Here is a 26,186-nt window from a genome sequence, read left to right on the forward strand (position 1 = left end):
CATTTTCCCTTCACCCTTTTTTTCATGATAGCACGACAGAAAAAAAAGGAAAAGCTTTCCATCGCTTTTCCTTGATAATTATTTATTATTTTCTAAATATTTCTCCCAAACTTGGTCAAAAAGATCCATCGAGTCTAAATAATCGACACTTAACTCTAAGTAATCCGTAATTTCATGATAATCCTCTGATTGCTTGGGAAATGTGATATCTTTGGCTACTGCTCCTGCAAATGCTTCGACAGGATCATGAAAATCATGACCGCGTTGAGTCAAGATATAGTGATAAAAACTTCTTCGCATTGGTTCCACCTCGATAATTGTTAGGGATCTTATGGATCACTTATTGGTTTTTTCTTTTGGCAAATACAAACCAAACTGAATATCATCCCCAACTAGATCGATATGGTTTGCTTTGATAAACATGCCATTATTTAACTTAAATTTATTTAATTTCAACACAATGGTCTGATCTTTAGGATCAATTGCCACCCATTTTGGGAAAGTGTAACTGCGCTTGACTGTCGCCATCACTTGGCTTACCGGTAAATTCAATGTACCAATCGACAAATCACGAGCTTTTAACTGGACATTGCCATTATCCATAACATATGGATCAAAGTAAAGATAAAATTCTACTTTCGCTCCTAAAATTTTGAACTCGCCTTTTAGCATGGCTTGGTTTTCCAGATAGAATTCATATTTTACAGTCGAATCTTTTTGTAAGTCATTTAAAAAGTATGCCATCACTGTATTCAATTTTTTCTTATTCGTATTCATCGTTAAAACAGGCGATCCTTTAGGAACAGTCGTTTCACTACTTGGCGGCAGATTCGTTTCACGAACTGTAAAAATCCGTACCGTTGCAAATAATACACTGCCTAAGAGAATACCGATCAAAACTAGAAAAGCAATTTTCCAACCATTGATTTTTTTCGTTATTTCTTTCATCACTTGCTCTCCTTCATTAACCATAACTCTTTTGTATCTATTATTTTTTCTTGAATCGCATTTGCCATTAATTGATAGCCTAAATTATTCGGATGGAAATTGTCTTTATCATACAATACGTTGTTTTTGACTTCAGAACTAGAACTTTCACTCGTTTGTTGACTATCTTTTGTGGCAATTCCTTTATACAATAAATCGTTGACTGGGACAAAAAAACAATTGGTTGTTTCTGTCGTCAAACGCTGGGTCTCATCGTTCCAATTATCTACTACTGTCTGCATCGCTTTGATATCTGGAAAATTCAAGTAATATGGATTATAGATACCCACTACATAAATAGGTGCTTGGGGATTCAGTTTTCGAATTTCAGTTAAAAGATCACTGACATGTTCCCCGTATTTTCTGATTGAGCGGTTGAACTGATTTGCTTTTTTGGCGTTCAAATTCTTTTGAAAAGCTTGAAACAGATCATTTCCGCCAACCGTTATCGTAATAAGATCCGAACTTTTCAAACTATTTTGCACATCAGAATCTTTTTTCACTCGTTTCAAAATCTGATCACTACGTTCACCTGAAACACCATAATTGTCTTTTTCAACAGAAGCAAGTTCATACTTTTGTTGCAACGCATCAGCCACTAAGGGCACATACCCACCACGCTGTGTTTCATCTCCGACACCTTCAGTCAGCGAATCTCCCACTGCCACAAAATGGACAGATTCTTTATAGTTTTGTCCTTCGTCAGAAACGACCTTGATGCGAGAATCAGCTTTAGGGATTGTGAGAAAAAGAACCAGCAATGTGGCGACCGCAACTGCTAGTGGGATTAATATTGTTGAAAATCGTTTCATTCAGCTATTTACTCCTTTTATAAAAAAACGCCTCTATCGCTAGAGGCAAGTTCAACTAATCTGTATAGTACATGATCGCAAAAGCACCAGGTCCCGTATGAGTCGCTACGATTGGATTCGTATGCAGTACGGGAATATGCATATCTGGAAACATTTCCTGTAATGCTTGTTTGGCCTCGTCGATAAAATCCAGTTTTCCGGCATAGGAGATACCGATCTGTTTTACGTTGACCTTGTTCAATTCATCTTTAAACGCAGCAAACCATTTACTAAATGTTTTTTTTCCGCGCCCTTTTGCGATTGGTAATAACTCACCATTTTCAAGCTCCATTACCACACGCATATTCAATACACTAGAGATCACTCCTGCAACTCGACTGATTCGTCCACCTTTTGCGATATTGTCTAAAGAAGAAATACCGATAAATAGTTTACTGTGATCTTTTACTTTTTCGATTACTGCTAAAACATCTTCAAGCGAGGCTCCTGCTTGAGCCAATTTTGCGGCTTCAATCACTTGAAAAGCTTGCGATTGGTCGATAAAACCACAATCAATGACTGTTACATCACTGCTGCTTAAAAACGTTGCTTGTCTTGCTGCTTCTGCCGTACCACTTAATGTATGAGACATGTGAATCGATACAATTGGACTACCATCTTTTCCTAACTCGTCATAAAGTTCCGCAAAATAACCGATCGGCGGCTGACTCGTTTTTGGTAAGTTTTTGGCTTGTGCCATCATCTCCATAAATCGTTCCCCTGTCAACTCATCATCATCAGGATAAACGACATCATCAATCATCACTGATAATGGGATAACAGTAATATTTAATTCATCTCGCACAGATTTCTCAATTGTACAAGAAGAGTCCGTTACAATTTTAACATTTGGCATTCCGATCCTTCTTTCCATACCTAGTATCAAATTAGTTTTAGTATATCAAACCTGATGAAATAAATCATTGTTGAGACTACTTCTTTATAAATCTTGAAAAAACGACGCCGTTAAGCATCGATTCTTGTGTAGGTCTCAAAATAATAAGGATAAGGATTCTTTTCATTTTTTTTCCCCGCTTCACGTGCGGTTAACTGCCATTCATCCCAAGCTAACGCGGGAAAATAAGCATCCCCTTCAAAACTATCTGCAATAAATGTTCGATAGATTTTTTCACAATAAGGCAAGAATTCAGTATAGATTGCCGAACCGCCAGCAATGAATGTCTCACCTTCATTTGCTTGATCATATGCAAGTACGTCCTCTACTGTATGCATTACCAAAACATTTTTTGCTTGATAATCTTTGTCTCGGGTCAATACGATTGTTTGACGATTCGGCAATGGGCGTCCCCCCATCCCTTCAAATGTTTTTCTGCCCATCACTAATGTGTGGTTGCTTGTTTTTTCTTTAAAAAACTGCAAATCATTAGGTAAATGCCAAGGCAGATGGTTGTTTTTACCAATCAATCCATTTTCATCTTGTGCCCAAATCGCAATAAGCATGCAGCGCCTCCTTATAATGTCCTTCTTTTCATACAGAATTATTGATCTTCCATAATTTCACTCAGATATTCCCAACGCGTCATTTTTTCTTCCAACGCCTGTTCTGTCTGATCGATTTCTTTTTGTAAATCTTGTAATTTTGTAAAATCATCCCCTTGATGATTCATGGCTTCTGTCAGCTCATCGATCGTACTTTCCAATAGTGCGATGTCATCTTCAATCGTTTCCCACTCTTTTTGTTCTTTGTAAGAAAGTTTTTTCTTTCGTTCTTTTGCCTGTGGTTTTACTTTTACAATTTTTTCTTCTTTTACAGGCGTTTGCTGTTCTAAGTAGTCAATGATTGAACCAAAATAAGAGGTGATTACACCATTACCTTCAAAAATCAATAATTTCTCGGCTACTTTATCTAAGAAATAACGATCATGAGAAACTGTAATTACAGCTCCCGAAAACTCTTGCAGATAGTCTTCTAAAACCGTTAATGTGGCTATATCTAGATCGTTCGTCGGTTCGTCTAATAACAAAACATTTGGCTGTTGGATCAATAGTTTCAATAAATACAGTCTTCTTTTTTCTCCACCAGATAATTTACCGATCAATGTTCCGTGCATAAAACGAGGGAACAAAAAACGTTCTAGTATTTCTGCCAGACTAATTTGTGACCCATCTTGTTGTTTTACTTCTTCAGCAGCCTCTTGCAAATAGGCAATCATCCGTTTGTTAGGATCTAATGTTTCATTTTGTTGCGTGTAATACGCTAAACGAACGGTTTCACCGATTTCGATTATGCCACTGTCTAATGGTAAACGACTAGCTAAAATATTCAGCAAGGTTGATTTTCCTGCACCATTTTTACCAGTGATACCTAAACGCTCTTTGGTTTGTACCAACAAATCAAAGTGGTCTAAGATTACTTTGTCTCCCACTGTATAAGAGGCCTGTTTTAGTTCCAAAACTTTTTTCCCTAGACGAGTCGTTGCGATAGACACTTCAAGCTGCTCATCGGTCTTGACTTGATGGAGATTTTCCTTTAAATCTTCAAAGCGATTGATCCGAGCTTGTTGTTTTGTGGTCCGGGCCTTTGCACCAGCTCGCATCCAAGCAAGTTCTTGCTTGTATAATTGTTTCCGTTTTCCTTCTTGTTCAGAAGCGATTCGATCTCTTTCAGCTTTTTCTACTAGATACACTTCATAATTTCCTTGGTATTCATATAAATTTCCAAAAGAAAGTTCAAAAATCCGATTGGTCACTCGATCTAAGAAGTAGCGATCATGGGTGACCATCAAAAGTGATCCCGAATAATTTTTCAAATAATTTTCTAACCATTGAATCGCATCATAATCCAAGTGGTTTGTTGGCTCATCTAGCAATAAGAGATCCGGCGCATCGATCAATACTTGAGCCAATGCTACTCGTTTGACCTGTCCACCGGAAAGCTCACCAATTGTTTTGTCTAATGTCGTAATCCCTAACTTATTTAAGATTGCTTTTGCTTCACTATCTGCAGTCCAAGCTTCTTGCTTATTCATCGCTTCTTCTGCCAACGTAAATCTCTGTTGATTCTCTCCATTGTTTTCATTTGATAATTCCAACAATGCTTTTTCATAGTTGCGAACTGTCTGCATTAACGGATTGTTTCCTTGGAACACGGCATCTAAAACTAGGGTTCCCTCAGCAAAATTTTGTTCTTGTGCCAAATAACCAATACGATAGTCACTAGCTTTTTCTATCGCAGAAATGTCACCGTCACCACTGTCTTTTCCTGCTAAGATTGACAATAAGCTAGATTTCCCTGTTCCGTTTACTCCAATCAGACCAATTCGATCCTTTTCATGAATCAAAAAAGAAATACGATCAAATAATGTTTTATCACCGAATGTTTTATACAACTCTGTTACTTTCAATTCTTTCATCTCGAACCATCCTCAAATTTCTCTTTGTCATTGTAACAAAAAAAAGCCGTAAAAGAAATTTTTCCTTTACGACTAATTTTTTATCTCCCTCATCACGCTTGTTCAGTTCTTCATTCAACCCACACAGACTCCATAAAAAAGACAAGCAGCCGAATCGGTCACTTGTCTAGTTAGTCTTAAAATTGATCGCCATAAACTTCGTCAACTGTTTTAGTTGGGTCGATTACAATATACAAACTTTTTGTTTTTTCAGAGACTTTTGTTGATTGGTAAACATTGTCCAAACCTTCATTATCTTTATCTTTATAAGGGAAATACACAGAATCAGGATGACCAGAGCGATAAATGATTTCCATCCGTTCAATATCTTCAAACTTACGTGCTCGTTCAAACATACCCATTTCTAAACCGCCTAAGTTAATATCTGCTGTTTGGACATGATCGCCTTCTTGATAAATTTCAATCTTGAAGCCTGCACATGGATGAATTTCTACGAATTCGCTTCCATGGATTCTTCCAAAACTAGTCGTAATTTGTTTGATCCACAAATCACCAATGTATCGACGATCAATCGTCCATGTTTCGCCATTTCTAAAATATAATTTTAGCGCTGTCATTTCTCTTGCCATTTTGCATTCTCCTCACTACTAATCTAAAAATAAGTTTAGCACACCTCGAGTAAACGGTCACATGTTGTGCTTTTCTGTCATTTTTTCTAAAAATGCCGCTGTTTCAACGATTACTCTTTGATGTGTTCCATTACCAATCATTTGCTCACCGACAAAGGCCTGAATGGAAAAAGAATAGCTGGTTCTCTTTACTTCAAGCAACTCTGCTTCAACAGCTACTACTGCACCCACAGCTGTTGGCGCTAAATGATTTATATTCATTTTAACACCAACGCTTGTTTGTGCAACAGAAAGTTCAGAAACTAAAAGACTTTTTGCACAGTTTTCCATCATCGCAACTAATGCAGGAGTCGCTAGCACTTTTAAGTCACCTGAGCCCATTGCGAGCGCTGTTTGCTCCTGTTGTACTTGATATTCTTTTCTCAATTTTTTCATGGTTGCTCCTTTTTTAAAAAGTCTTCAGCAAAACGGAACAATTCCTCTTTATGATTAGCCAATTCACCAGCTACTACTGCTCGTTCTAAAGCATTCAATGTCGTACTGATCCAAGGTCCCCGAGGATAATCAAAATGTTCCATCACTTCATTGCCTTTTACAGCAAGGTCTTTTAATGAATAGATTGGCAAAAATTGATACAATAGACGGACTTTTTCTAGATTGGGTTCTTGTTCAAAATAATATAAAAGATATTCTACAGAAAGTGCTAATTCTCGTCCCAATTGGTACAATGTCCAGCTGTCCCATCCTTGTTTCAAACGAAGCTGTAAAGCAGGAACCATCTGAGTAACTTCTCGAATCAGTTGGTTCGAACATTTCCAGTCTTTCATGAAATGACGAATATCTGCGCTGCTTAAATCAAGCATCATCATTAACAATGTCCAAGCTTGCCGCTCTGTCGGAATTGCAGGACCACGAAGTTCTGCAAAATTTAATAAAGCTTCACCATATTCACGTAATCCTGGACAATAAATGTAACACTCTGATTCTACAAGTGAATGCAAGCCAGCTTCTCGAGAAGAACCCATCATCAATTTGACAAATTCTACATTGATCCGTTCGACAGAAATTTTCGCTAGTAACGAATGATATTCTTGAATCGCTTCAAACGTATCTGGTTCTAAGGTGAAGCCTAATTGGCTAACAAAGCGCAATGCACGCATCATCCGTAATGCATCCTCATGGAAACGTTCATATGGATCGCCAACTGCTCGCAAGACTTTATTGCGTAAATCCGCTAACCCGTCAAAAAGATCAATCACTGTTCCATCAATCCCCACAGCCAATGCATTGATGGTAAAGTCACGTCGCTTCAAATCTTCTTTTAATGAGCGAACAAATTCCACATGATCCGGTCGTCGATAATCTTGATAGGTAGATTCTGTACGAAATGTGGTCACTTCATAGGTTGCCTCTTTGGTGATTACCATTACAGTCCCATGATCGATTCCTACATCAATCGTACGATGAAACAATTCTTTTACTTCAGCCGGAAAGGCACTTGTTGCAATATCCACATCATGGATGGGTTTATTTAATAAAATGTCGCGTACACTGCCTCCCACATAGTAGGCCTCATAGTTCTTACTCTGTAATTTTCGTAAAATCGGCATTGCTCCTTGAAATTCTAAAGGAAAAGCATCTAATTTCATTCATTCTCACCTTCTGTCAAGCCGTCTTTTCGTTCAAAACGAAAACGATCACGGCGATTGAATTTCTCCATATTTCGATTAAAAACTTCCGTCAAATCGATGCCAAGAGAGTTTGCCATAATAAGTGTCACAACTAAGACATCGCCTAACTCTTCTTCCACCGTCTTTGGTTTTTCTGATGGTTTCTTCAATTTTTCCCCGTAATGATGATTGACTTCTCGAGCCAACTCGCCAACTTCTTCGGTTAAACGAGCCATTTGTCCTAGTGGGGAAAAATAACCTGTTTTAAATTGTTGGATATAATCATCAACTTCTTGTTGCATGATTCTCATTGTCTTTTCATTCATTAAACCACCTCAAATCTATCTTATCAAAAAACAGATTTGTTTCCTATCATGTTGTTGTAACTATCTGAATTTCATGCTATGTTGGTTGAGGACCAATTTCGAGAAAACCGATCACTAAGTACTTGTTTACGGGCTTTATTTTTGACTTTAACATAAAATCTGCCGTAGTTTTTTGTTGCTGGCCCTCATTTTTTGCTTAATGATTATCGGTTAGTTCTCATCGAAACATCTATTCAATTTATTTAGGAGGTGTCATATGGAAACAACTATGACTATGCGGGTTAAAGAAATTTTGTTTATTGTAATCGGTACAGCGATTTATGCCTTTGGGTTAGTTTATTTAAACATCGCAAACGATCTGGCAGAAGGCGGCGTTACTGGTATCACTTTGATTATTCGAGCCTTATTAGGCATCGATCCAGCGTATACGACCTTGCTGATTAATATTCCCTTGATTTTGATTGGTGGGAAAATCCTAGGCAAACGGTCTTTTTATTATACGATTTTAGGAACCGTTTGCTTATCTGTCTTTCTATGGATTTGGCAAAGGATTCCATTACAAATCAATTTGGATCATGATCTATTTATCGTGTCTATCTTAGCAGGATTATTTGCGGGATTTGGTAGTGGTTTGGTTTATCGAAATGGTGGAACGACCGGTGGAGCGGATGTTATTGCGCGAATCCTTGAACAAAAATTTGGTTTTACAATGGGAAAATCATTATTGGTTTTTGATATCATCGTTTTATTATGTTCTTTGACGTATTTAGATTTGAAACGAATGATGTACACCTTAATCGTATCTTTTGTTTTCAGTAAAGTTGTAGATATGCTTTCTTCAGGCGGCTACGCAGCAAAAGGTGTTATGATTATTTCCAACGAGAGCAATGTGATTGCAGAATTATTGATGAGTCATTTGGAACGCGGTGTGACTTATCTCCATGGAGAAGGCGGTTTTTCTTCAGAAGTAAAACGGATTGTCTATATCGTAGTCTCTCAACAAGAGATCAATGAAGTTAAAAAACTCGTGCATACAGTTGATGAAAAAGCCTTCATCTTAATCAGCAATGTTCACGATGTTGAAGGCGAAGGCTTTACTTATTTAAAGCCACAACGTCGGAGATTCACGCTAAAAAGAAGCACTTAAAAAACATGACCTCAACACAGGTAAAAACGTGTTGAGGTCATGTTTTATTTTTGAACTGTTAATTTCAAGCGATTCAATTCATCTGATAACTCTAAAAAAGCTTCCTTGTCGCCGGCTTCTAGTGCTAAGTCTATCTGTTTTTTCAATAGTTCAACTTGTGCTTCTTGTTCTTGAGATTTCAAAAAATTTTCGACTTCTGAGACGATTTCTTCACTGACATTATCATTCCATGACAAGGCTGGATTGTCCTCAAGTACCGATAAATACTGAGGATTTTGCCAAGAATTGGGAAAACTACATTCCAAATACAGCGGCTGTTGCCAATGTAGACGGATCTCATGAAAAATTTGATCACTATTTGTAAATTGATGCCCTTCGATTGAAAACATCATTGGTTCTTCTTTTTGTGAGATATCCCGTAATGCCAAGCCTCGTTCTGTCTTCAAAGCTTGTTCTACGATATGGACATTTCTAAGGATCGCCTCATGATTGATTAAATAATTTAAAATCCAAATCACTTCTCGCCGTTGAAAACTCACATTATTGATTAACCAGACAAGAAATTCTCGTTTCTCACCTACATCGATCATTTTCTTCACCTCTCTACTCTTCTAGTAATGATTGCACCTCTAAATCTCCCGGTTCTAATTGTAAATAATTGGTCAGAACAGTTTTAGCTGCAGCTATTTGTCCATCTTCACGCAAGAAAATCCCATAAGCTTTCAAGAAATCTGGTTCGTGTGCCAACTCTTCATAGGCTTGTTGATAATGGGTCCGTGCAACATCAAAATCCTCTAATTCATTATAGGCTTGTGCTAAATTCCATTCAGCGTAAGGATTGTCTGTTTCATCCATTTGATTGATCATTTCAACTGCTTTATCAGGCTGAGCTTCATTCAAATAAAGGTTGCTTAGCGTCAATAGCGTCTCATCTGTTTTTTCGCCGCTTTCCAATGCCTGTAATAATAATTCTTCCGCTTTTTTGCTGTCTCGCAGACGATAGGCGATTTCAGAAGCCAGATGCAACAATTCTACTTGATACGGATTTTCTTTAATTCCCTCTTCTGCTGCTAGCAATGCTTCTTCTAACAATTCTTCTTCTTTCAAACTGTCGGCAAGGTAGTAATACCCGCTTTGATATTGCGGATCAAGTGTGATTAATTCTTGTAAATAATTAATCGCTTTTTGATAGTCTTTTAACTGATAATAAGTAAAACCTAATTGGAACAATCGATCAGAAGTACGTTCTGTTTCTAATGCTCGTTCTAAAAAAGGAATGGCTTCTTCAAGTCCGCCCATCATACTGTAAGCTGAACCAATCCGTTCATCAATTGAGATATTTGCCAACTCTTGGATTCCTTGTTTCTGAAGTTGACCATACTCATTGATTGCCTCACCTAATTGATTGGCAGAAAAATGTAACTCTGCCAATGCAAAGGTAATCAATGGTTCTTCAGGTGCGATTGTTTTAGCCTGTAATAATTTTGCTTCACTGACTTCAGGAATGCCTAATACTTGGTACAAATCAGCAGTTACTAATAAACTTTCTAAATAATTCTCACTTTCGGGAGCAATCTTTTCTAAATAATCAAAGGCACCATCAATATCATCATTTTCAATGGCGATTTCTGCCAAGGGCAGATAAAAAACATCTTCTGTCGGAAAATCTGCTGAAAGTTTTTCCAATACTTGTTTAGCTTCCTCTAAAAAACCCAATCCTTGTAATTCTTCGGCAAAACTTGCAAGGATTTCGGGTTCGTCTTTTTTTAACGCCTCTTCAAACAATTGATTTGCTTTTGTTAGATCTTCCTCTTTTAATGCTGTGAGCATTTTTTCACTATAACTTGCCATCTATTCTCCCCTGATCTCTGTTACGATTTTTTGATACGCTTCAAAAGTTCGAAGCAATTCTTTTTGAGTCGGTATTTTCTTGGTACCGATTCTTCCGATTTGTTCCAATCCTAAAAGTGGCTCTTCACGTGCCAAAGCGATCACTTGCTGACCATAATCTGCCAGTGAGATTCCTTTTGGAACAACGATTGGAAAACCTAATCGCACCAACCATATCATAAAATTTTTAAAATTGAAATGAAGATTGCTTGTAGTAACATTCCATCCTAATTCAAACAACAAACCGAACATCGTCTTCATACTATTTGAAAGTAGCGATCCTTTTTCTGTCTGAAAAAAAGCTTTCTCAAAGACTTTGCCAAATTCCCGCAATTGTTCACTATCTGATTGATAATAGTCAATCAAAGTCTGACTAAAAGCAGAGAAAGAATGCTGTAAGAGTGCTTCACGTGTAGGAAAATTTCGATACAAACTTTGCAGAAAAGAATAATCACTCACGACACCACAACGAATCAAAGTCAAAAGATCGACCATCTTTCCTGTCGTCTGTTGATCTGCCAACGTATGATCAAATAAGATACTCTGAGGCGCTTCTTGAATTTCCATCACTGTCATCAAGTTTTTATCAGAAACAATCTGATCAACAAAAGACAGACTTTGCGCAAAAGAACGTAGTGACACAGGTAAAAAACACAATTCTGCTTGAAAAGTCGTTACGTGGTAAACAAAACCTAAAAGTTCAATCACACCCTCATTACCGATTCCCAAAAAAAGTGTCTCTTTTTGCCGACTGAAACGATCAAGAAAATAGATCAGTTCTTGAAAGTTGACCATCGTATTACAGTAACGATTATTAGGTATAATGAACCAGTCATGAGAACTTGTTTTTGGAACAAATTGACGGAGTTTTTCCGCATACAGATCATAATAACGTTGATTGCCGCAAAAAAGAATCTGTTTGTTCTCTAAATTTTTTTTGCGCAACATTGATGCGACTGTTTCCCCGTAAATAATCCGTGTCCTAGCTTGATTGTTCTGATACGTGACCTCCATCTTGCTCACCACCTTGTTTTCTTTATTTTATACTACAAAAAAACCTCCTGCAACAAATGTACAAGAGGCAACTTTTAATGCTTCAATTCTAAAAAATCAAAAAGAAATTTTTATGGTGTGTTAGGTTGACTTTGACTCGGTGTTTCTTCTACAATTCCCTGTTCATTGGTTTGACTTGGTTGGACGTTTGGTTGATTTGGTTCATTTTGTCCCTGTTGTGGCGTTTGCTGAGATTGTGTTGGCTGCATCGGTTGATTATTCGCTTGTTCGTATTGCTGATTGTTCTGATTTGCTGTTTCTTCTACTTGAGAAAGTTCTTCAAAAGTCAAAAGTCCGTCATTATTCAAATCAGATTGTGAAGCACCTTCTCTAATAACCCGTTCACCATTAGATAAAACCCGCAATACAGTGACCTGTTCACCCCAAGGTGTCGTTAATACTTGACCGATACTTGTTGTCTCTGTTATTTCTGTCGTTTCAGCGGTTTCAGTTGAGGCAACAGTCGAATCGTTTAGACTAATTTGACGTTTTGGAATCATTTCCTCATCAGATGAACCATAAAAATACAATCCTACTAAGACCGCAATCAAAATTACTGGTACCGCGACTATTAATAAAATAAAATTGCGTCGTTTTCTTTGTTTATCTTGCTGCTCTAATAATTCTTGTGCTTCTAAAAAAGCTTGTCGCCACTTCGGATCCTTTTGTCTTTGGGCAAGAAATTCATATGAATGCCAAGAATCATTTTTTTCCACATAAAATAATTTCTCTTTTGACATCGTCACACCTTCTTTTCTTTTTTCAGTAAGTCTTTTAATTTATTTTATCCTATGAAAGACCTGACGTAAATCATTAGCTGATCAATCAAATAAAATAACAAAATATTTATTCAAAAAGTGATGGTAGACAAAAAAACCGTTGCAGCCTATAAGCTACAACGGTTTCAGCAGTTTTTTTATTTCACTGCATCTTTTAGCGCTTTCCCTGGTTTGAATGCAGGTACTTTGCTTGCTGGGATTTCGATTTCTTCACCAGTTTGTGGGTTACGTCCTTTGCGGGCCGCACGTTCACGAACTTCAAAGTTACCGAAGCCGATCAACTGAACTTTCTCACCTTCAGCTAATGCTTCTTGGATAGATGAAAATACAGCATCGACAGCAGCGGTAGCGTCTTTCTTAGTTAAGTCAGTAGCTGCTGCAACTTTTTCGATTAATTCTGCTTTGTTTGCCATGAATGAATTCACCTCCTGAGAAATGAGTATTGAAGTCTAAACATCAACCGATAACTGAGTGGTCCAGCTACCAGTAAATAAATATTGATTTGGTCAATATTCTGTTATAACGATAGCATAAGAACCTTATGTTAGCAAGGTTTTTAGCGATTAATGACACAAAATTCATGCTTGTTTGATCATTCAGAGAAATCTGTTGTCACTAAAATAAAAGTATGATAAAATGTCCTATTTTCTTCTTCGAGGAATTATTTTTATCGGCGTTCCTTCAAATTCAAAAGCCTTTCGAATTTGATTTTCTAAAAAGCGGGCGTATGAAAAATGCATCAGCTCTTCTTCATTGACGAACACTACAAAAGTCGGCGGCTTCACAGCAACTTGTGTCGCATAGAAGATCTTCAAGCGCTTGCCTTTATCTGTTGGCGTCGGATTGATTGCTACAGCATCCATAATAATATCATTTAAGACAGAAGATGGGATACGTAGATTTTGATTCATGCTGACTTCTTCGATCATTGTTGGGATTTTGTTTAATCGTTGTTTCGTCATTGCTGAAACAAAAACAATCGGTGCATAGTCTAGATATGCAAATTCTTCACGAATCTCTTGTTCAAATTTTTTCATAGTATGAGTATCTTTTTTTACTAGATCCCATTTGTTTACAACGATGATGACACCACGACCAGCCTCATGCGCATAGCCTGCAATCCGCTTGTCTTGTTCACGAATTCCTTCTTCTCCATTTAAAACGACTAAAACGACATCTGAACGGTCGATAGCCCGCATTGCACGCATAACAGAGTATTTTTCCGTATTTTCATATACTTTCCCACGTTTTCGCATTCCAGCCGTATCAATCATCGTAAATTCTTGACCATTTTCCCCGACGAAACTTGTATCGACAGCATCACGCGTAGTTCCTTCGATATCTGAAACAATCACACGATCTTCGCCTAAAATTGCATTAATCAAAGAAGATTTCCCAACATTTGGTCGACCGATCAAACTGAATTTGATAGATTCGTCTTCTTCGTCCTCATTATCGATAGGGAAGTGTTTCACCGCTTCATCTAACACATCGCCTAAACCAAGTCCGTGACTTCCTGAGACAGGATAAGGTTCGCCCAATCCTAGAGAATAAAATTCATAAATATCATTACGCATTTCAGGATTGTCTACTTTATTTACCATCAAGATGACGGGCTTTTTACTACGATATAAAATTTTAGCGACCGCTTCATCTGCATCAGTGACACCCTCTTTACCACTTGCGACAAGTAAGATGACATCTGCTTCATCAATAGCGATTTGTGCTTGTTGCTTGATTTGTTCCATGAATGGTTCATCGCCAATATCGATTCCACCAGTATCGATGATCGAAAACTCATGATCTAACCATTCACCTTTAGCATAGATTCGGTCGCGAGTAACGCCGGGCGTATCTTCGACGATTGAAATCCGTTCACCGGCGATCCGATTAAACAATGTTGACTTGCCTACGTTTGGACGGCCAACGATTGCAATTGTAGGATTTGACATAACTTACCTCGTTCCTATTAATTAACATTAATATATTTATTTTTCTAAACAGAAAGAATAAATTTGATTTTCTTAGTGTATTCCCGTTGTCTGACTAAACACATTTACTCATTCAGATGACTTTTTCTTCTCATTATAAATGAATTAGCCAGCTTCAGTCAGCATACTCTTTTTCAAATTCTCTTTAGTTTAACTAAGAAAGCTCCTTCTTGCAAGAGAAGGAGCACTTTTCATTTATTAAATTAATAAAAAGAACACACCAACAACCTGGTGTGCTCAATAAAAACTATTCTTGATTCTCTGAATCGTCTTTCAAAGCGTCTCCTAAAATGTCTCCCATAGTAAATCCAGTATTTTCTTCTGGCAACTCATAAGATTCTTCTTCAACAGGTTCTGCTTTTGCTTCTTCTGGTTTTTCTTCTAAAGCTTTAATTGAAAGAGCAACACGATGATCTTCAGGATGTACTTCTAAAACTTTTACTTGTACTTGGTCACCTTCGTGTAAAACTTCATGCGGTGTTGCAATGTGTTTATGAGAAATTTGAGAAATATGGACTAGGCCTTCTACTCCTGGGAAAATCTCAACAAAGGCACCAAAACTCGTCAAACGTTTCACTGTTCCTTCTAAAACAGAACCTGGAGCAGCTTTTTCTTCAATATCTGTCCAAGGACCAGGTAGATTTGCTTTGATTGATAATGAGATCCGTTCTTTTTCTGGATCAACAGAAAGAACTTGAACTTCTACTTCATCGCCAACACTTAATACGTCAGCTGGTTTTGCTACATGACTGTGAGAAATCTCTGACACGTGAACCAAGCCATCAATCCCGCCAAGATCAACAAAGGCACCAAAGTCAGTCAAACGAGCAACTTGGCCTTTAATAACTTGACCTTCATATAGATCAGCTAAGATTTCTTTTTTCTTTTCTGATTTCTCAGCTTCAACGACCGCTTTATGCGATAGGATCAAGCGATTTTCAGATGGTTCGATTTCAACAATTTTGAATTTCAATGTTTTTCCAGTATAAGCTGAAAAATCATCCACAAAATGATCGTCAATCATCGATGCTGGAACAAAACCACGTACACCTACATCAACAACTAAACCGCCTTTGACGCTGCTAGTTACCGGTGCTTCAATAATATTTCCAGCTTGGAATTCTTTTTCGATGTCTTCCCAAACTTTTTTTGCATCTAAGCGACGCTTAGAAAGGAGATAACTACCATTTTCTTTGTCTTTTCCGATAGAAGAGATAACGACTAAATCAAGAATATCGCCAACCTTGACTTCTTCATTGATATCTTCAACAGGTAATGTTGAAAGTTCTTTTGCAGGGACTACACCTTCTACTCCTGCACCTTCAATACCAACGATAACTTGTTTATCTTCTAAGGCGAGTACCTCACCTTTAACAATATCGCCAACTTGAACTTCATGCACACTTTCCATTGCTGCTTTCATCGAAACATTCTCATTGTCCATCGAATTTTGTTCTAAATCTGTCATGCCGTTTGTCCTCCTTACCAACAATTCTACGTAAAATACACTACATCTTCTATTTTAGATGAATCCACATGAAAAATAAAGCGATTTCTTCTTTTTTTCTAAAAATTTGAAAGAAATTCGCTTTATTTATTGGAATTAGCTAAAATTTAAAACCCTTTTGCCGTTATGATCTCTTTGATCTTCATTACTACTTGTTCGATTGACATACCAGTTGTATCAACTAATACGGCATCTGCTGCTTGAACAAGAGGTGATACCTCTCGATGTGAATCTAAATAGTCTCGTTTAGCAATGGCTTCTTTGATTGCTTCAAAATCCATTTCGATCCCTTTTTCTTGATTTTCTTTATAACGACGCTGTGCCCGTTCTTCCACGCTGGCTACTAGAAAAATTTTGACTTCTGCTTGTGGCAATACGGTCGTTCCGATGTCTCGTCCATCCATCACAATCCCGCCTGTTTCGGCCAATTGACGTTGAGCCTTTACCAATTCTTTTCGGACATTTCCGTGAGCAGAAACTTCTGAGACAGCTGCTGTTACATCTGGTTGACGAATGGCTTGAGTGATTTCTTCTCCATCTGCAAACACTAATTGCCCTTGTCCAGCTGGTTTAAAGGTGATTGGATATCGTTTGGTTAAATTTGCCAATGCGGATTCATCTGAAAATGCGATGTTATGTTTGATTGCTAAAAAAGTCACTGCGCGATACATCGCACCAGTGTCAACGTAAATAAAATGAAAGTCTCTTGCCAAAATTTTTGCTACTGTACTTTTTCCTGATGATGCTGGACCATCGATCGCAATTGAAATATTTTTCATCTTCTGCCTCTTTTCAATAAATAAGCCGTAATCGAGATCGATTACGGCGAAGTATTCAACTTATTTAACACGTACTTGCTGACCTGGATCAAAGTAAAAACTATCCAAAGTCATTCCATTTAATTGTAAAAATTCATCCACACTCAATCCATAACGTGCAGCGATTTGTTTGGGGCCTTCACCAGATTGGACTGTCCCGTATTGTGCATTAGCATCCGCTTGTGAACTTGAACTTGGTGTTGTTTGTTCTTGGGCTGCTTGAGATGCCGCTGCTGCTTGTTGAGCTTGTTGCTCTGCAGCTGCTTGAGATTCTGCTGCCGCTTGTTGAGCCTGTTGCTCTGCTTGTTGATCTGCTTCTGACTCGGTTGAAGCTGTACTTTCTTGTGTACTGCTTTCTTTGGTACTAGATTTTTCTGTTGAAGATACTTTCGATACTTGCGTTGTACTCTCAGGAGAGGCTGCCGGTTTATCGTTTCCACGAGTAATCCAGAAAAACGCACCAGCTGGAATCAAAATAAGAGCTAACAACAACGCGACTAGAATCGTCAAGAATTTTGTATTTCCGCCGCCTTTGTTACCACCGCCACTACGACGAGATTGGCTGCGTGAATAATTTTCTTCTGCGCTATCAGATTCATAAATGTGTTGATCCCACGGTTCATTCTTCGTATCGTTATAGCGATCTTTTCTACTCAATTTCTCTAACCTCCTAAATGCTATCGCCATGTATTATACCATAGCTCTAAAAAATGTGGTGTCGATTTTTAATCTTTCTTGCTATTTTTAAAAATTCTTTGAATAATTTTTTGCCATGGCAATCGTTGATCAAGCTGTTTTTGTTTCACTGTTTTCACTATCAAACTTGCTCCATCATTGTCGCAACAAATTGGATTTTTTTCAGGTAATGTATCCGCAAAATACTCAATTAAAAATTGACGGCGGCACTCTTTTGTAACGATGTACTCCAGCATCTTTTGTAGTTGGATTTTTTTGGTTGCTCCACGTTGACTTAATAAATCTAGCAAGCGAGCACTCTCATTAGGAAAATATTCTTCCCATTTTTTAATCAGCGGGTCTTCAAAAACAAGATCGCTGATCTTTTGTTTAATCTCAAATAATTTTTTTGATTGATTGGTTTGCTCTTGTAAAAAATGATGGATGTGTTCGTCCCCCATCTCATACAATAAGATTGCTTGACTGGGTTGACAATCACGACCTGCCCGACCAACTTCTTGCAAATAATTTTCTGGTGAATCTGGTAGGTCATAATGGATTACAAAACGAATATCTTCCTTATTGATCCCCATGCCAAAAGCATTTGTGGCAATCAAGATTCGCAAATCACCGGCTAAAAATTGTTGTTGCAGCATCCGACGTTCTTGTCCATTGAGCCCGCCATGATAATAAGCGATTGCCTGCTGGCCTTTGAATGCTTGATACAACTCCTCCACTGTTTTTCTCGTTGCACAATAGATGATTCCAGATCCTGCCAAAGACTCGATTAATTTTTGCAATTTTTCAAACTTATTTTCTTGATAAACAAAATAACTGATATTCGGACGATCAACGGAATAAACAAATTCTTGACCTCGTTTGTTTTTGAATAACAATTGCTGAATGTCTTTTCGTACCTCCGGCGTCGCCGTGGCCGTCAATGCCAAGACCAGCGATGCTCCCACAGCTTTGATCTCATCTGCTATTTTCAAATATTCAGGACGAAAGTCAATGCCCCACTGCGAGATACAATGAGCCTCATCGACAACGACTAAAGCAATATTAATCACTTTCAATGCTTCTTGCACAGTGGGACTGATGAACATTTCTGGGCTCATGAAAATAAATTTATACGTATGCGCTTCTTTTAAAATCCATTGTTTTTCCCATGATGACAATAGACTATTTAGTGCTACTGCCCGTTTTTCTCCCATACGCTGTAATTGTACTACTTGATCTTCCATCAAAGAGATCAGCGGAGAAATAATAATCACGGTCCCTTCTAAAACATACCCAGGAAGTTGATAGCACAATGACTTTCCTGTTCCTGTTGGCAACATGCCTAAAACGGATTCTCCTGTTAATAATGTCTCGATGATTTCTTGCTGACCTGGACGAAATTGATCATAATGAAATTTTTCTTTTAACACACGTGTTAAATCCATTGGCGTTTCCTCAAGTAATAAATTTGTGACAAACGAAAAGTCAAATAAGGCACCTCGTATTCTTGATATTGTTTATGAATAACTTGATTTTCATCCAAGTTTTCAAAAGAGAGTTTCTCAAAACGATCAAAAGGAAAATCTTCAGCTAACAGCGCCCATTCAATAAAGTGATCGTTAATGGTCCCTTGTTTCAAATGACGTTCTTGTAAAATGGCATCAACAGTTTTGCCTGACAAAAAAAGAGCCCGTGTTTTCAACATACTTTGGTTGAAATTTTGCTGATCCAATGCTGCAATCAGTCTGGCTAACTCTCCTTTTTGATTCTGGGCCAAAAAAAGATCGATTGCCCGTTGCCAATAAAGAATGCTCCATGGTTCTTTCTGCCATTTCTCCGGTAGTAATTGAAAGACCGTTTTGCCTTGAAACTCATGACCGGAAAATTGGTTTGCTAAAAAATCAGCAACATCTGACGGTAATTGCTGTAAATTCTCAATTAATTCTGCTTGAATCCTTGCTGCTAATTCCGGGCCTGACTGAGCCAACCATTTTTTGACCTGTTGTAAATAATATGGTCGATTTTCGATTGGTACATAGTTTTTTTCTTTAAAAGAAAGATGGCTGACTACTTGAAGTGCAAAAAGAAGCAGTTGCCACGAGTTTTCCCGCATTCGACCATAACGCAGATTATTTAATCCGCTTAAATCAAAATAATTTTCTGCTAAGCGAAGTTTTCCTTGCTGTGTCAATACACCAAAGCCTTCTTCTACTGTAATCAGTCGGCTAACTTCTAATTCTTTCACGGCTTTTTGAAAAAGAGCTTCAGTTAAATTAGGCAGTGAGCCCAAGTAAGCCAAATTTTCATAAAAAAAACCATGCAGTAAGACTGAACTCGTTCTTTTGCCGACCAATAAATGATACAAGGTCGATATTCTTAACTTGTAGCCGGTCTGAAATAACGTTAAAATAAATAAAGTCATAGTAAACGCTCCTGTGGAAGGTGAAAAAATGAAATGCGAAATCATTCCTGAACGTTGTATCGCTTGTGGCTTATGCCAGACGATTGCGCCAGAAATTTTTGATTATACTAATGAAGGGATCGTTCTTTTTGTAGGTGAACCAGAGGCAACTCATGAATTCATCCCCAAAGATCAACAAAGCGCAGTTATTGAATCTGCTAAACGTTGCCCATCTCATGCTATCTTATATCAAAACTCATAATACCATAGTTTGACAAAAAAAATCTCAGACAGATTGTCTGAGATTTTTTGTTAATTAATTGAGTGGTGATGAGAAACCATTGTCTTCTTCGATAACCAAGGCAATAATTTAGCATGTAACACTAAGAAAGCAACACTGACGATCATCCCTTTAAGAAGATTAAACGGTACAATCCCCACCAAGATATAACGACCCAATCCCATGCCCAACATTTGCCCTGCTGTCAGACCAAATGCTTTCAAGTAAAGAGGCGTAATCACAAAATAGTTTGCGATACTCATAAAGAGGGTCATTGCTAAAATTCCTAAACCTAATCCCAACACACGTTTTGACGTGTTTTTCTTCCTAAACAATAGAAAGATTGGCAGAGTATATAACGTTGATGCAAAGAAACTGGCAAAATCCCCGATCATATTATCAACCGAAAAACCAGTCATTGTTAAGTGTAGTAAAGATCGAATAAACGCAGTTGCGACACCTGTCAATGGTCCAAAGATAAACATATTGATCAATACCGGGATATCACTAAAGTCCAATTTTAGAAAAGGAAACATTGGAACAATCGGAAAAGCGATAAACTGTAAAATCAATCCCATTGCTGCGGCCACTGCTACTGCTGTCATTTTTTGTAATCTTAAGTTCTTCATCTGAAATCCTCCATTTTGGAAACATCTTCATCGAACTATTCAAGCGAGATTTTACACAAAAAAACTCTATGCTTCAGAAAAAAGCATAGAGTTACTTGAATATAATCTTACTCAAATAAGCCCTATCTTCTTTATCCAGACTGTACTGTCGGTATCGGAATTACACCGATTCGGCTGCTTTCGCAGTTCGCGGACTATCACCGCCGGTCGGGATTTTCACCCTGCCCCTGAAGACGAACCTTAAATTATTTTTTACTGTAAATACACTATAACAATTTTACTTTCAAAAAACAAGTAAATGATTCAAGCTATTTTGATTGATTCAACAACGTGTGAATTTCCTTTGTGTTCAAGCGACGATATTCCCCAGGACGCAGCCCTTGTAGAGTCAAATCACCATAGCGTTCTCGTTTCAATTTCTGAACTGGCAGACCAACAGCTGCCAGCATATTTTTAACTTGATGATTGCGGCCTTCATGGATCGTCAATTCAACAATACTCGTTTCAGCTTTTCTATCAGTTGAAAGAATCTCAAACCGAGCTGGAGCTGTTTTCTTTCCTTCGATCCGAACCCCTTTGGTCAATGGCAATAGCATTCTCTTTTCTGCATAGCCTTTTACTTTTGCTACATATACTTTATCAATTTGATGTTTCGGATGGGCTAGACGTTGTGAAAAATCACCATCGTTAGTCAACAATAAAATACCTGAAGTATCATAATCCAAACGACCAACTGGATAGATTCGCTCTGGCACTTGTGTAAAATAGTCTGTTACAACTTTACGCTTTTTGTCATCGGCTACTGCAGAAATGACTCCACGTGGTTTATAAAACAAATAATAGACAGGTTCTTCTTGATAAATTGGAACACCATCAACTTCAACAAGATCTTTCTTGCCAACTTTTGTTCCTAATTCTTTGACAACTTCGCCATTTACTCTGACCCGTCCACCAGTGATATACTCTTCTGATTTACGACGTGATGCGATTCCGGCATGGGCGATAACTTTTTGCAATCTCTCCATTATTGTTCATCCTCTTCTTTAAAGCGATCATAGAACAGATCAAACGGTTCTTCATCATCTGCTAGATCTTCTTCCATTTTTTGAACATCGGGTAATTCATTTATGTCCTTCAACCCAAAATAATCCATAAAATAAGTACTTGTCCCATATAATATTGCGCGCCCCGGTCCTTCTACGCGACCTTTTTCCTCAATCAATTGACGAGCGACTAATGTTTGGACAGCGCCACTTGACTGGACTCCTCGCAACTCATCAATCTCAGAACGGGTTACTGGCTGTTTATAAGCAATGATTGAAAGAGTCTCTAAAGCCGCCTGACTAAGACGATTAGCTAAAGGAGAACGAGCAAATTCTTTTAATAATGGGGCAAATTCTTTTTTAGTACTTAAAATAAAATGATTGCCTACTTCTAAAATAGTCAACGCTGATGAGGCATTTTCTTCATATCTTTTTTTCAATTCAATGATATCTTGATAAATCTCTGGTATCGGCCGATCCAATGTAAAGGCAAGTTCTTCTAGCCCGAGTCCTTCTTCACCTACGATAAAAAGCATTGCTTCAATTTGACTGAACTGATTCATACAACGACTCCTTTGTAAATCAAAATTGGCGCATAGGTCTCTGTTTGAGCCGCCAGTGCACGACCTTTTTTCATTAATTCTAATAACGCCATAAAGGTCGTGATCAATTCATCTTTTGTATACTGCACCAAAAGTGACTCTAAAGGCAATCCCTCATCTTCAGATAAGCCAGCTAAGCGTTGATCGATCTCTGTTACTTTTTGATCTACTGTGATTGATTCATTGACGATTGTTGTTTCCACCGGTTCTTCTTGACGTTTTCGTTTCAAAACATCGTGAAGCGCCAAAAATAGATCGATTGTATTTAACTGATTTTTCGGCAACGGGGGAATTTCTTCTTCATACTCAGAAAGATCCATAGGTGCTTTCGTATAAAACAAACTTCGCTCCTGTTCTTTTTCTGACAAGACAGAAGCAGCATATTTGTATTTTCGATATTCTAAAAGCTGTTGAACCAATGCATCTCGAGGATCTTCTCCTTCATCATCTACATAATCAAATTCTAGTTCAGGTTTGGGTAAAAGCATTTGGCTTTTGATCGACATCAACGTTGCGGCCATAACTAAATATTCACCTGCGACTTCTAACTCTAGTGTCTTCATCGCATGGATGAAATTCAAATATTGTCCGGTCACATCGGCAATAGGAATGTCATAAATATCGATCTCCAATTGTTGAATCAAGTGCAGCAATAGATCCAACGGCCCTTCAAAAACGTCTAATTTCAAACTAATTGTTTCCATTTCATCCTCACCTGTGTTCCTGCCATTTTGCTAAAAAGGCAGATGTAGCTGGTGTACCGATAATTTTTTGATCAGGATGCAATGCTTGTAGTTCCTCCATCATCAGCATACTGATCCCTTCCCCACGATAAGAAGGATTTAAACTAATATCATGCAACATGAGCTCATTATTATCCAACTGACTGATACCAATGACACCTTGCACGTTATCGGAACTTTCATCATAGTAACAATACAATTGATACCGTTCATCCGCTTCGTAGGTATCGATTTCTTTTAATAAATGTTGTTGATCTTTTAAATTTTCATGAAAACTCAAGAGACCCATCGCAATTTTTCGCTGATTTTTTCGATAGTGTGTAAGCATCGTATTTCCTCCTTCTTAAGCGCGCGGAAAAAATTCTTTATAAACTTCGGTCATTCTCCGTTTCGTAATATGAGTATAAATCTGAGTCGTAGATATATCCGCATGACCTAAAAGTTCTTGTACCGTTCGTAAATCCGCCCCATTTTCTAATAGATGTGTCGCAAAACTATGACGTAATGTGTGGGGAGTCACATCTTTCATAATTTCTGCTTTTATAACATATTGTTTCAAATTTTTCCAAATTCCTTGACGACTCATGCCATGTCCGTGATTATTCACAAACAGAAAAGGTTCATTTGGTGTTTTTTTAGTTAATAACGGACGAACCTCAGCTAAATAACGTTCCAGCCAATGAATCGCATAGTCACCTAGCGGAACGATTCGTTCTTTATCCCCTTTACCAACTGTTTGTAATAATCCCATCTCTAAGTGGATGTCCCCAAGTTTTAACCCAATCAATTCACTGACACGCAAACCCGTCGCATACATTACTTCTAAAATAGCGCGATCGCGAATTCCTAAATCAGTAGTCGTATCAGGCGTAGCGATCAGCCGCTCCACTTCAGCTAAAGAAAGTGTTTGAGGCAATCTTTGGGCTTTTTTAGGACTGTCGATATGTTGCATAGGGTCATGATCTGTGTAGCGTTCTTGGCGCAAAAATTGATGGAAACGACGTAAGCTAGAAATCATTCGCGTAATTGTTGTGGAGGCTTTGCCAGACTCAGTCAAATGAGCCAAAAAGGCCACAACAATATACCGATCGACAGCTTGCCAACTAGTCACCTTTTGCTCAGTTAAAAATGACAAGTATTGCTCCAAATCTCTTTGATAGCTGATTCGAGTATTCTCTGAAAGGCCACGTTCGATCGATAAATAATGCAAATATTCCGTTATCTGTTCATCCATATTTTCACCGCTTTCGCTTTATCATAACAAAAAGTCCCTTGATATGATAGCACGTATCTTTACAAGGGACTACATAAATTAATTATAACTTAATCCAATTTTTTCAAGAAGCTTTATGCCTTCTTCTCTTGGCAATTTTGACAAATACCATGAAAAGTCAATCGATGATCTTTGACCAAAAAATGATAACGCGACTCTACTACTCGTTCCACATCGCCTAAAAGATCTTCTTCAATTTCTTCAATATTGCCGCATTCAAGACAAAGCAGATGATGATGAAAATGCTCTGCTCCTTCTTTTCGTAGATCGTAGCGCGCCAACCCATCGTCAAAACTGATTTTATTGACAATGTGCAGTTCAGTTAAAATTTCCAAAGTTCGATAAACTGTTGCTAAGCCAATCTCAGGGCTTTTTTTCTTGACTAAAAAATAAATTTCTTCTGCTGATAAATGGTCCTTTTCATTTTCCAGTAACACAAGGACCGTTGCTTCACGCTGAGGGGTCAACTTGAATCCAGAATCATGAAGTTGCTTTTTCGTTTTTTGTAAGGCTAGGATTGCGTTCAAGAGAACTCTCCTCCATCTATTTTATAATAATTATAAATAAGTAGTTCGTTTTTCACCGCTTTACTTAGAATTATTATAGTTTATCACTTTTATTTATGCAAGGATATTCTCAATTAGCTTTTTAACCGAATTTCATTTTCTTTCTGTTCAATCATTTTTTCTTTCAATAAATGACCAATTGCTCGTTTGAATTGTCCTTTACTAATCCCAAAAGCTTCTTTGATCTCTTCTGGAGCTGACTTATCCCAATAAGGCAATGAGTGATCTGCCTTTCTTTGCAACATCGTCAAGATCATTGCCGCATCATCATTGATCATTTCATAACTACGAGGTTTTAATGACATATTCAATACCCCATCTGGACGGATCCCGATAACACGAGCTTCAACAACTTCGCCTAATCGTGGTTCTTTATAACGTTCAGAAGGATGAACGAAGCCTATATAGAAATCTTCTGTGATTAAATACGAGCCAGCAACTTTTAATCGATAGATCGTCCCTTTTTTATTTTCATTTTGCATCTCGGCATCCCCAGCTCGACTGAGTGAGTGGAAAATTGCCTCATCAGCCAAAACACCCCACATCCGATCTTTTTCGTCTACCCGTAAGCTGATCATTAAACGATCCCCTTTTTTCGGCCATAGTTCTTTCATGCTAGGCATTTCGTCTAATGAAACAACCATATCTTTATCAGGCAAACCGATATTTACAAAAACACCTAAATCACGCCGAACATCCGTCACCTCGCCAAAGGCAAAATGTCCGATTCGTACTTGTGGAATCTCTGTTGTAAAAATGGCTTCTTTCTTTTGATTCACATATCCAAAACCTTCCACCGATTCACCGATTTCATGGGTTTCATTCTCTTTTTTTGCAAGGCGGAAAGTCACACCATTTTTTTGGACCAAATACATTGTTTCATTTTCATCGATGATCAATCCAGTAAATACTTGCCCTAATAATTCATTCATAATTTTTCTCCTAACTCCTA

31 protein-coding genes and 1 riboswitch are annotated in these 26,186 nt (G+C 37.8%); of the genes, 2 read left to right on the forward strand and 29 right to left on the reverse strand.

Translation table 11 applies throughout. The features are described from left to right. Positions 1-78: 78 nt before the first annotated feature. From P7D84_RS07470 to P7D84_RS07515, 10 genes are all read right to left on the reverse strand, one after another. Positions 79-300: a YozE family protein gene (locus P7D84_RS07470; protein WP_137603426.1), complete on the reverse strand. Its 222-nt coding sequence runs from the start codon at positions 298-300 to the stop codon at positions 79-81. 36 nt (positions 301-336) lie between these two features. Beyond that, positions 337-948 carry a YpmS family protein gene (locus tag P7D84_RS07475; protein WP_137603427.1) on the reverse strand — a complete coding sequence of 204 codons (612 nt, stop codon included), beginning with the start codon at positions 946-948 and terminating at the stop codon, positions 337-339. Beyond that, a complete protein-coding gene (locus P7D84_RS07480; protein ID WP_137603428.1) occupies positions 948-1,799 on the reverse strand; it encodes an SGNH/GDSL hydrolase family protein in 852 nt (283 codons plus the stop codon). Before P7D84_RS07480 ends, P7D84_RS07475 begins: the two co-directional genes overlap by 1 nt. 55 nt (positions 1,800-1,854) lie before the next feature. Then, complete coding sequence (locus P7D84_RS07485; protein ID WP_137603429.1) at positions 1,855-2,694, reverse strand: fatty acid kinase binding subunit FakB; 840 nt, start codon at positions 2,692-2,694, stop codon at positions 1,855-1,857. Positions 2,695-2,804: 110 nt separating this feature from the next. Then, complete coding sequence (locus P7D84_RS07490) at positions 2,805-3,299, reverse strand: dihydrofolate reductase (protein ID WP_311805821.1); 495 nt, start codon at positions 3,297-3,299, stop codon at positions 2,805-2,807. Between the two features lie 38 nt (positions 3,300-3,337). Continuing rightward, a complete protein-coding gene (locus tag P7D84_RS07495) occupies positions 3,338-5,212 on the reverse strand; it encodes an ABC-F family ATP-binding cassette domain-containing protein (protein WP_311805823.1) in 1,875 nt (624 codons plus the stop codon). A 176-nt stretch (positions 5,213-5,388) separates the two neighbouring features. Continuing rightward, positions 5,389-5,841, reverse strand: a complete 453-nt coding sequence (locus P7D84_RS07500) for a hypothetical protein (protein WP_137603432.1) — start codon at positions 5,839-5,841, stop codon at positions 5,389-5,391. A gap of 57 nt (positions 5,842-5,898) precedes the next feature. Continuing rightward, positions 5,899-6,276, reverse strand: a complete 378-nt coding sequence (locus P7D84_RS07505) for a thioesterase family protein (protein ID WP_311805825.1) — start codon at positions 6,274-6,276, stop codon at positions 5,899-5,901. Beyond that, the gene (locus P7D84_RS07510) at positions 6,273-7,490 is read right to left on the reverse strand and encodes a CCA tRNA nucleotidyltransferase (protein WP_311805827.1); all 1,218 of its coding nucleotides are present in this window, start codon (positions 7,488-7,490) and stop codon (positions 6,273-6,275) included. Before P7D84_RS07510 ends, P7D84_RS07505 begins: the two co-directional genes overlap by 4 nt. Further along, positions 7,487-7,837 (reverse strand): nucleotide pyrophosphohydrolase, encoded by a 351-nt coding sequence (locus P7D84_RS07515; protein ID WP_137603435.1) that lies wholly within the window; start codon positions 7,835-7,837, stop codon positions 7,487-7,489. Before P7D84_RS07515 ends, P7D84_RS07510 begins: the two co-directional genes overlap by 4 nt. 256 nt (positions 7,838-8,093) lie before the next feature. On the opposite strand from P7D84_RS07515, the gene P7D84_RS07520 reads away from it, so the two are divergent. After that, positions 8,094-8,984, forward strand: coding sequence for a YitT family protein (locus P7D84_RS07520; protein ID WP_137603436.1), 891 nt, complete (start codon positions 8,094-8,096; stop codon positions 8,982-8,984). Positions 8,985-9,028: 44 nt separating this feature from the next. Here the strand turns inward: P7D84_RS07520 and P7D84_RS07525 are convergent, their stop codons facing one another. From P7D84_RS07525 to P7D84_RS07575, 11 genes are all read right to left on the reverse strand, one after another. Next, positions 9,029-9,574, reverse strand: coding sequence for a YpiB family protein (locus tag P7D84_RS07525; protein ID WP_311805829.1), 546 nt, complete (start codon positions 9,572-9,574; stop codon positions 9,029-9,031). Between the two features lie 13 nt (positions 9,575-9,587). After that, positions 9,588-10,835: a tetratricopeptide repeat protein gene (locus P7D84_RS07530; RefSeq protein ID WP_137603438.1), complete on the reverse strand. Its 1,248-nt coding sequence runs from the start codon at positions 10,833-10,835 to the stop codon at positions 9,588-9,590. Continuing rightward, positions 10,836-11,888, reverse strand: a complete 1,053-nt coding sequence (locus tag P7D84_RS07535) for a hypothetical protein (protein WP_311805831.1) — start codon at positions 11,886-11,888, stop codon at positions 10,836-10,838. A gap of 110 nt (positions 11,889-11,998) precedes the next feature. Then, the gene (locus tag P7D84_RS07540; RefSeq protein WP_311805833.1) at positions 11,999-12,667 is read right to left on the reverse strand and encodes a hypothetical protein; all 669 of its coding nucleotides are present in this window, start codon (positions 12,665-12,667) and stop codon (positions 11,999-12,001) included. A 176-nt stretch (positions 12,668-12,843) separates the two neighbouring features. Continuing rightward, positions 12,844-13,119: a non-specific DNA-binding protein Hbs gene (hbs, locus tag P7D84_RS07545; RefSeq protein WP_137603441.1), complete on the reverse strand. Its 276-nt coding sequence runs from the start codon at positions 13,117-13,119 to the stop codon at positions 12,844-12,846. Between the two features lie 228 nt (positions 13,120-13,347). Beyond that, on the reverse strand, positions 13,348-14,658 hold the full coding sequence (der, locus tag P7D84_RS07550; RefSeq protein ID WP_137603442.1) for a ribosome biogenesis GTPase Der: 1,311 nt from the start codon (positions 14,656-14,658) through the stop codon (positions 13,348-13,350). 286 nt (positions 14,659-14,944) lie between these two features. Beyond that, positions 14,945-16,165 (reverse strand): 30S ribosomal protein S1, encoded by a 1,221-nt coding sequence (gene rpsA, locus P7D84_RS07555; RefSeq protein WP_137603443.1) that lies wholly within the window; start codon positions 16,163-16,165, stop codon positions 14,945-14,947. A gap of 146 nt (positions 16,166-16,311) precedes the next feature. After that, positions 16,312-16,983 carry a (d)CMP kinase gene (gene cmk / locus P7D84_RS07560; protein ID WP_311805835.1) on the reverse strand — a complete coding sequence of 224 codons (672 nt, stop codon included), beginning with the start codon at positions 16,981-16,983 and terminating at the stop codon, positions 16,312-16,314. A 60-nt stretch (positions 16,984-17,043) separates the two neighbouring features. Beyond that, positions 17,044-17,679 carry a LysM peptidoglycan-binding domain-containing protein gene (locus P7D84_RS07565; protein WP_311805836.1) on the reverse strand — a complete coding sequence of 212 codons (636 nt, stop codon included), beginning with the start codon at positions 17,677-17,679 and terminating at the stop codon, positions 17,044-17,046. A gap of 68 nt (positions 17,680-17,747) precedes the next feature. Next, positions 17,748-19,142, reverse strand: a complete 1,395-nt coding sequence (locus tag P7D84_RS07570; RefSeq protein WP_311805838.1) for a RecQ family ATP-dependent DNA helicase — start codon at positions 19,140-19,142, stop codon at positions 17,748-17,750. Continuing rightward, complete coding sequence (locus P7D84_RS07575; RefSeq protein WP_311805839.1) at positions 19,133-20,119, reverse strand: helix-turn-helix domain-containing protein; 987 nt, start codon at positions 20,117-20,119, stop codon at positions 19,133-19,135. Before P7D84_RS07575 ends, P7D84_RS07570 begins: the two co-directional genes overlap by 10 nt. 28 nt (positions 20,120-20,147) lie before the next feature. Here P7D84_RS07575 and P7D84_RS07580 point away from each other — a divergent pair, with 28 nt between their 5' ends. Next, positions 20,148-20,360 (forward strand): ferredoxin, encoded by a 213-nt coding sequence (locus tag P7D84_RS07580; protein WP_137603448.1) that lies wholly within the window; start codon positions 20,148-20,150, stop codon positions 20,358-20,360. 50 nt (positions 20,361-20,410) lie between these two features. Here P7D84_RS07580 and P7D84_RS07585 read toward each other — a convergent pair whose 3' ends face one another. From P7D84_RS07585 to P7D84_RS07620, 8 genes are all read right to left on the reverse strand, one after another. After that, positions 20,411-21,007 (reverse strand): ECF transporter S component, encoded by a 597-nt coding sequence (locus P7D84_RS07585; protein WP_137603449.1) that lies wholly within the window; start codon positions 21,005-21,007, stop codon positions 20,411-20,413. Positions 21,008-21,127: 120 nt separating this feature from the next. Then, positions 21,128-21,246: riboswitch (FMN riboswitch) on the reverse strand. Between the two features lie 69 nt (positions 21,247-21,315). After that, positions 21,316-22,032: a pseudouridine synthase gene (locus P7D84_RS07590; RefSeq protein ID WP_137603450.1), complete on the reverse strand. Its 717-nt coding sequence runs from the start codon at positions 22,030-22,032 to the stop codon at positions 21,316-21,318. After that, positions 22,032-22,613, reverse strand: a complete 582-nt coding sequence (scpB, locus tag P7D84_RS07595) for an SMC-Scp complex subunit ScpB (RefSeq protein WP_311805841.1) — start codon at positions 22,611-22,613, stop codon at positions 22,032-22,034. The genes P7D84_RS07590 and scpB overlap by 1 nt, the downstream gene beginning before the upstream one ends. Beyond that, on the reverse strand, positions 22,610-23,356 hold the full coding sequence (locus P7D84_RS07600; RefSeq protein ID WP_311805843.1) for a segregation/condensation protein A: 747 nt from the start codon (positions 23,354-23,356) through the stop codon (positions 22,610-22,612). The genes scpB and P7D84_RS07600 overlap by 4 nt, the downstream gene beginning before the upstream one ends. Before the next feature lie 7 nt (positions 23,357-23,363). Then, positions 23,364-23,723, reverse strand: a complete 360-nt coding sequence (locus P7D84_RS07605) for a GNAT family N-acetyltransferase (protein WP_137603453.1) — start codon at positions 23,721-23,723, stop codon at positions 23,364-23,366. Between the two features lie 15 nt (positions 23,724-23,738). Continuing rightward, complete coding sequence (gene xerD / locus P7D84_RS07610; protein ID WP_137603454.1) at positions 23,739-24,629, reverse strand: site-specific tyrosine recombinase XerD; 891 nt, start codon at positions 24,627-24,629, stop codon at positions 23,739-23,741. Between the two features lie 113 nt (positions 24,630-24,742). Then, positions 24,743-25,195: a ferric iron uptake transcriptional regulator gene (gene fur, locus P7D84_RS07615; protein WP_137603455.1), complete on the reverse strand. Its 453-nt coding sequence runs from the start codon at positions 25,193-25,195 to the stop codon at positions 24,743-24,745. A 113-nt stretch (positions 25,196-25,308) separates the two neighbouring features. Continuing rightward, complete coding sequence (locus P7D84_RS07620; protein ID WP_311805845.1) at positions 25,309-26,166, reverse strand: CvfB family protein; 858 nt, start codon at positions 26,164-26,166, stop codon at positions 25,309-25,311. Between the last annotated feature and the right edge of the window lie 20 nt (positions 26,167-26,186).

The organism is Enterococcus dongliensis, from assembly GCF_031927985.1.
Classification (GTDB): domain Bacteria; phylum Bacillota; class Bacilli; order Lactobacillales; family Enterococcaceae; genus Enterococcus_A; species Enterococcus_A dongliensis.

Coding starts and splice junctions, on each gene's coding strand:
- P7D84_RS07535 (WP_311805831.1), bottom strand. CDS start 11,888: ATGGAGGTCACGTATCAGAACAATCAAGCTAGGACACGGATTATTTAC.
- P7D84_RS07500 (WP_137603432.1), bottom strand. CDS start 5,841: ATGGCAAGAGAAATGACAGCGCTAAAATTATATTTTAGAAATGGCGAA.
- P7D84_RS07505 (WP_311805825.1), bottom strand. CDS start 6,276: ATGAAAAAATTGAGAAAAGAATATCAAGTACAACAGGAGCAAACAGCG.
- P7D84_RS07495 (WP_311805823.1), bottom strand. CDS start 5,212: ATGAAAGAATTGAAAGTAACAGAGTTGTATAAAACATTCGGTGATAAA.
- der (WP_137603442.1), bottom strand. CDS start 14,658: ATGTCAAATCCTACAATTGCAATCGTTGGCCGTCCAAACGTAGGCAAG.
- P7D84_RS07570 (WP_311805838.1), bottom strand. CDS start 19,142: ATGGATTTAACACGTGTGTTAAAAGAAAAATTTCATTATGATCAATTT.
- P7D84_RS07475 (WP_137603427.1), bottom strand. CDS start 948: ATGAAAGAAATAACGAAAAAAATCAATGGTTGGAAAATTGCTTTTCTA.
- P7D84_RS07590 (WP_137603450.1), bottom strand. CDS start 22,032: ATGGAGAGATTGCAAAAAGTTATCGCCCATGCCGGAATCGCATCACGT.
- P7D84_RS07600 (WP_311805843.1), bottom strand. CDS start 23,356: ATGGAAACAATTAGTTTGAAATTAGACGTTTTTGAAGGGCCGTTGGAT.
- P7D84_RS07580 (WP_137603448.1), top strand. CDS start 20,148: ATGAAATGCGAAATCATTCCTGAACGTTGTATCGCTTGTGGCTTATGC.
- scpB (WP_311805841.1), bottom strand. CDS start 22,613: ATGAATCAGTTCAGTCAAATTGAAGCAATGCTTTTTATCGTAGGTGAA.
- P7D84_RS07530 (WP_137603438.1), bottom strand. CDS start 10,835: ATGGCAAGTTATAGTGAAAAAATGCTCACAGCATTAAAAGAGGAAGAT.
- P7D84_RS07510 (WP_311805827.1), bottom strand. CDS start 7,490: ATGAAATTAGATGCTTTTCCTTTAGAATTTCAAGGAGCAATGCCGATT.
- P7D84_RS07470 (WP_137603426.1), bottom strand. CDS start 300: ATGCGAAGAAGTTTTTATCACTATATCTTGACTCAACGCGGTCATGAT.
- rpsA (WP_137603443.1), bottom strand. CDS start 16,165: ATGACAGATTTAGAACAAAATTCGATGGACAATGAGAATGTTTCGATG.
- hbs (WP_137603441.1), bottom strand. CDS start 13,119: ATGGCAAACAAAGCAGAATTAATCGAAAAAGTTGCAGCAGCTACTGAC.
- P7D84_RS07585 (WP_137603449.1), bottom strand. CDS start 21,007: ATGAAGAACTTAAGATTACAAAAAATGACAGCAGTAGCAGTGGCCGCA.
- P7D84_RS07620 (WP_311805845.1), bottom strand. CDS start 26,166: ATGAATGAATTATTAGGGCAAGTATTTACTGGATTGATCATCGATGAA.
- P7D84_RS07540 (WP_311805833.1), bottom strand. CDS start 12,667: ATGTCAAAAGAGAAATTATTTTATGTGGAAAAAAATGATTCTTGGCAT.
- P7D84_RS07520 (WP_137603436.1), top strand. CDS start 8,094: ATGGAAACAACTATGACTATGCGGGTTAAAGAAATTTTGTTTATTGTA.
- P7D84_RS07605 (WP_137603453.1), bottom strand. CDS start 23,723: ATGCTTACACACTATCGAAAAAATCAGCGAAAAATTGCGATGGGTCTC.
- P7D84_RS07515 (WP_137603435.1), bottom strand. CDS start 7,837: ATGAATGAAAAGACAATGAGAATCATGCAACAAGAAGTTGATGATTAT.
- P7D84_RS07485 (WP_137603429.1), bottom strand. CDS start 2,694: ATGCCAAATGTTAAAATTGTAACGGACTCTTCTTGTACAATTGAGAAA.
- P7D84_RS07480 (WP_137603428.1), bottom strand. CDS start 1,799: ATGAAACGATTTTCAACAATATTAATCCCACTAGCAGTTGCGGTCGCC.
- P7D84_RS07525 (WP_311805829.1), bottom strand. CDS start 9,574: ATGATCGATGTAGGTGAGAAACGAGAATTTCTTGTCTGGTTAATCAAT.
- xerD (WP_137603454.1), bottom strand. CDS start 24,629: ATGGATGAACAGATAACGGAATATTTGCATTATTTATCGATCGAACGT.
- P7D84_RS07575 (WP_311805839.1), bottom strand. CDS start 20,119: ATGACTTTATTTATTTTAACGTTATTTCAGACCGGCTACAAGTTAAGA.
- cmk (WP_311805835.1), bottom strand. CDS start 16,983: ATGAAAAATATTTCAATTGCGATCGATGGTCCAGCATCATCAGGAAAA.
- P7D84_RS07490 (WP_311805821.1), bottom strand. CDS start 3,299: ATGCTTATTGCGATTTGGGCACAAGATGAAAATGGATTGATTGGTAAA.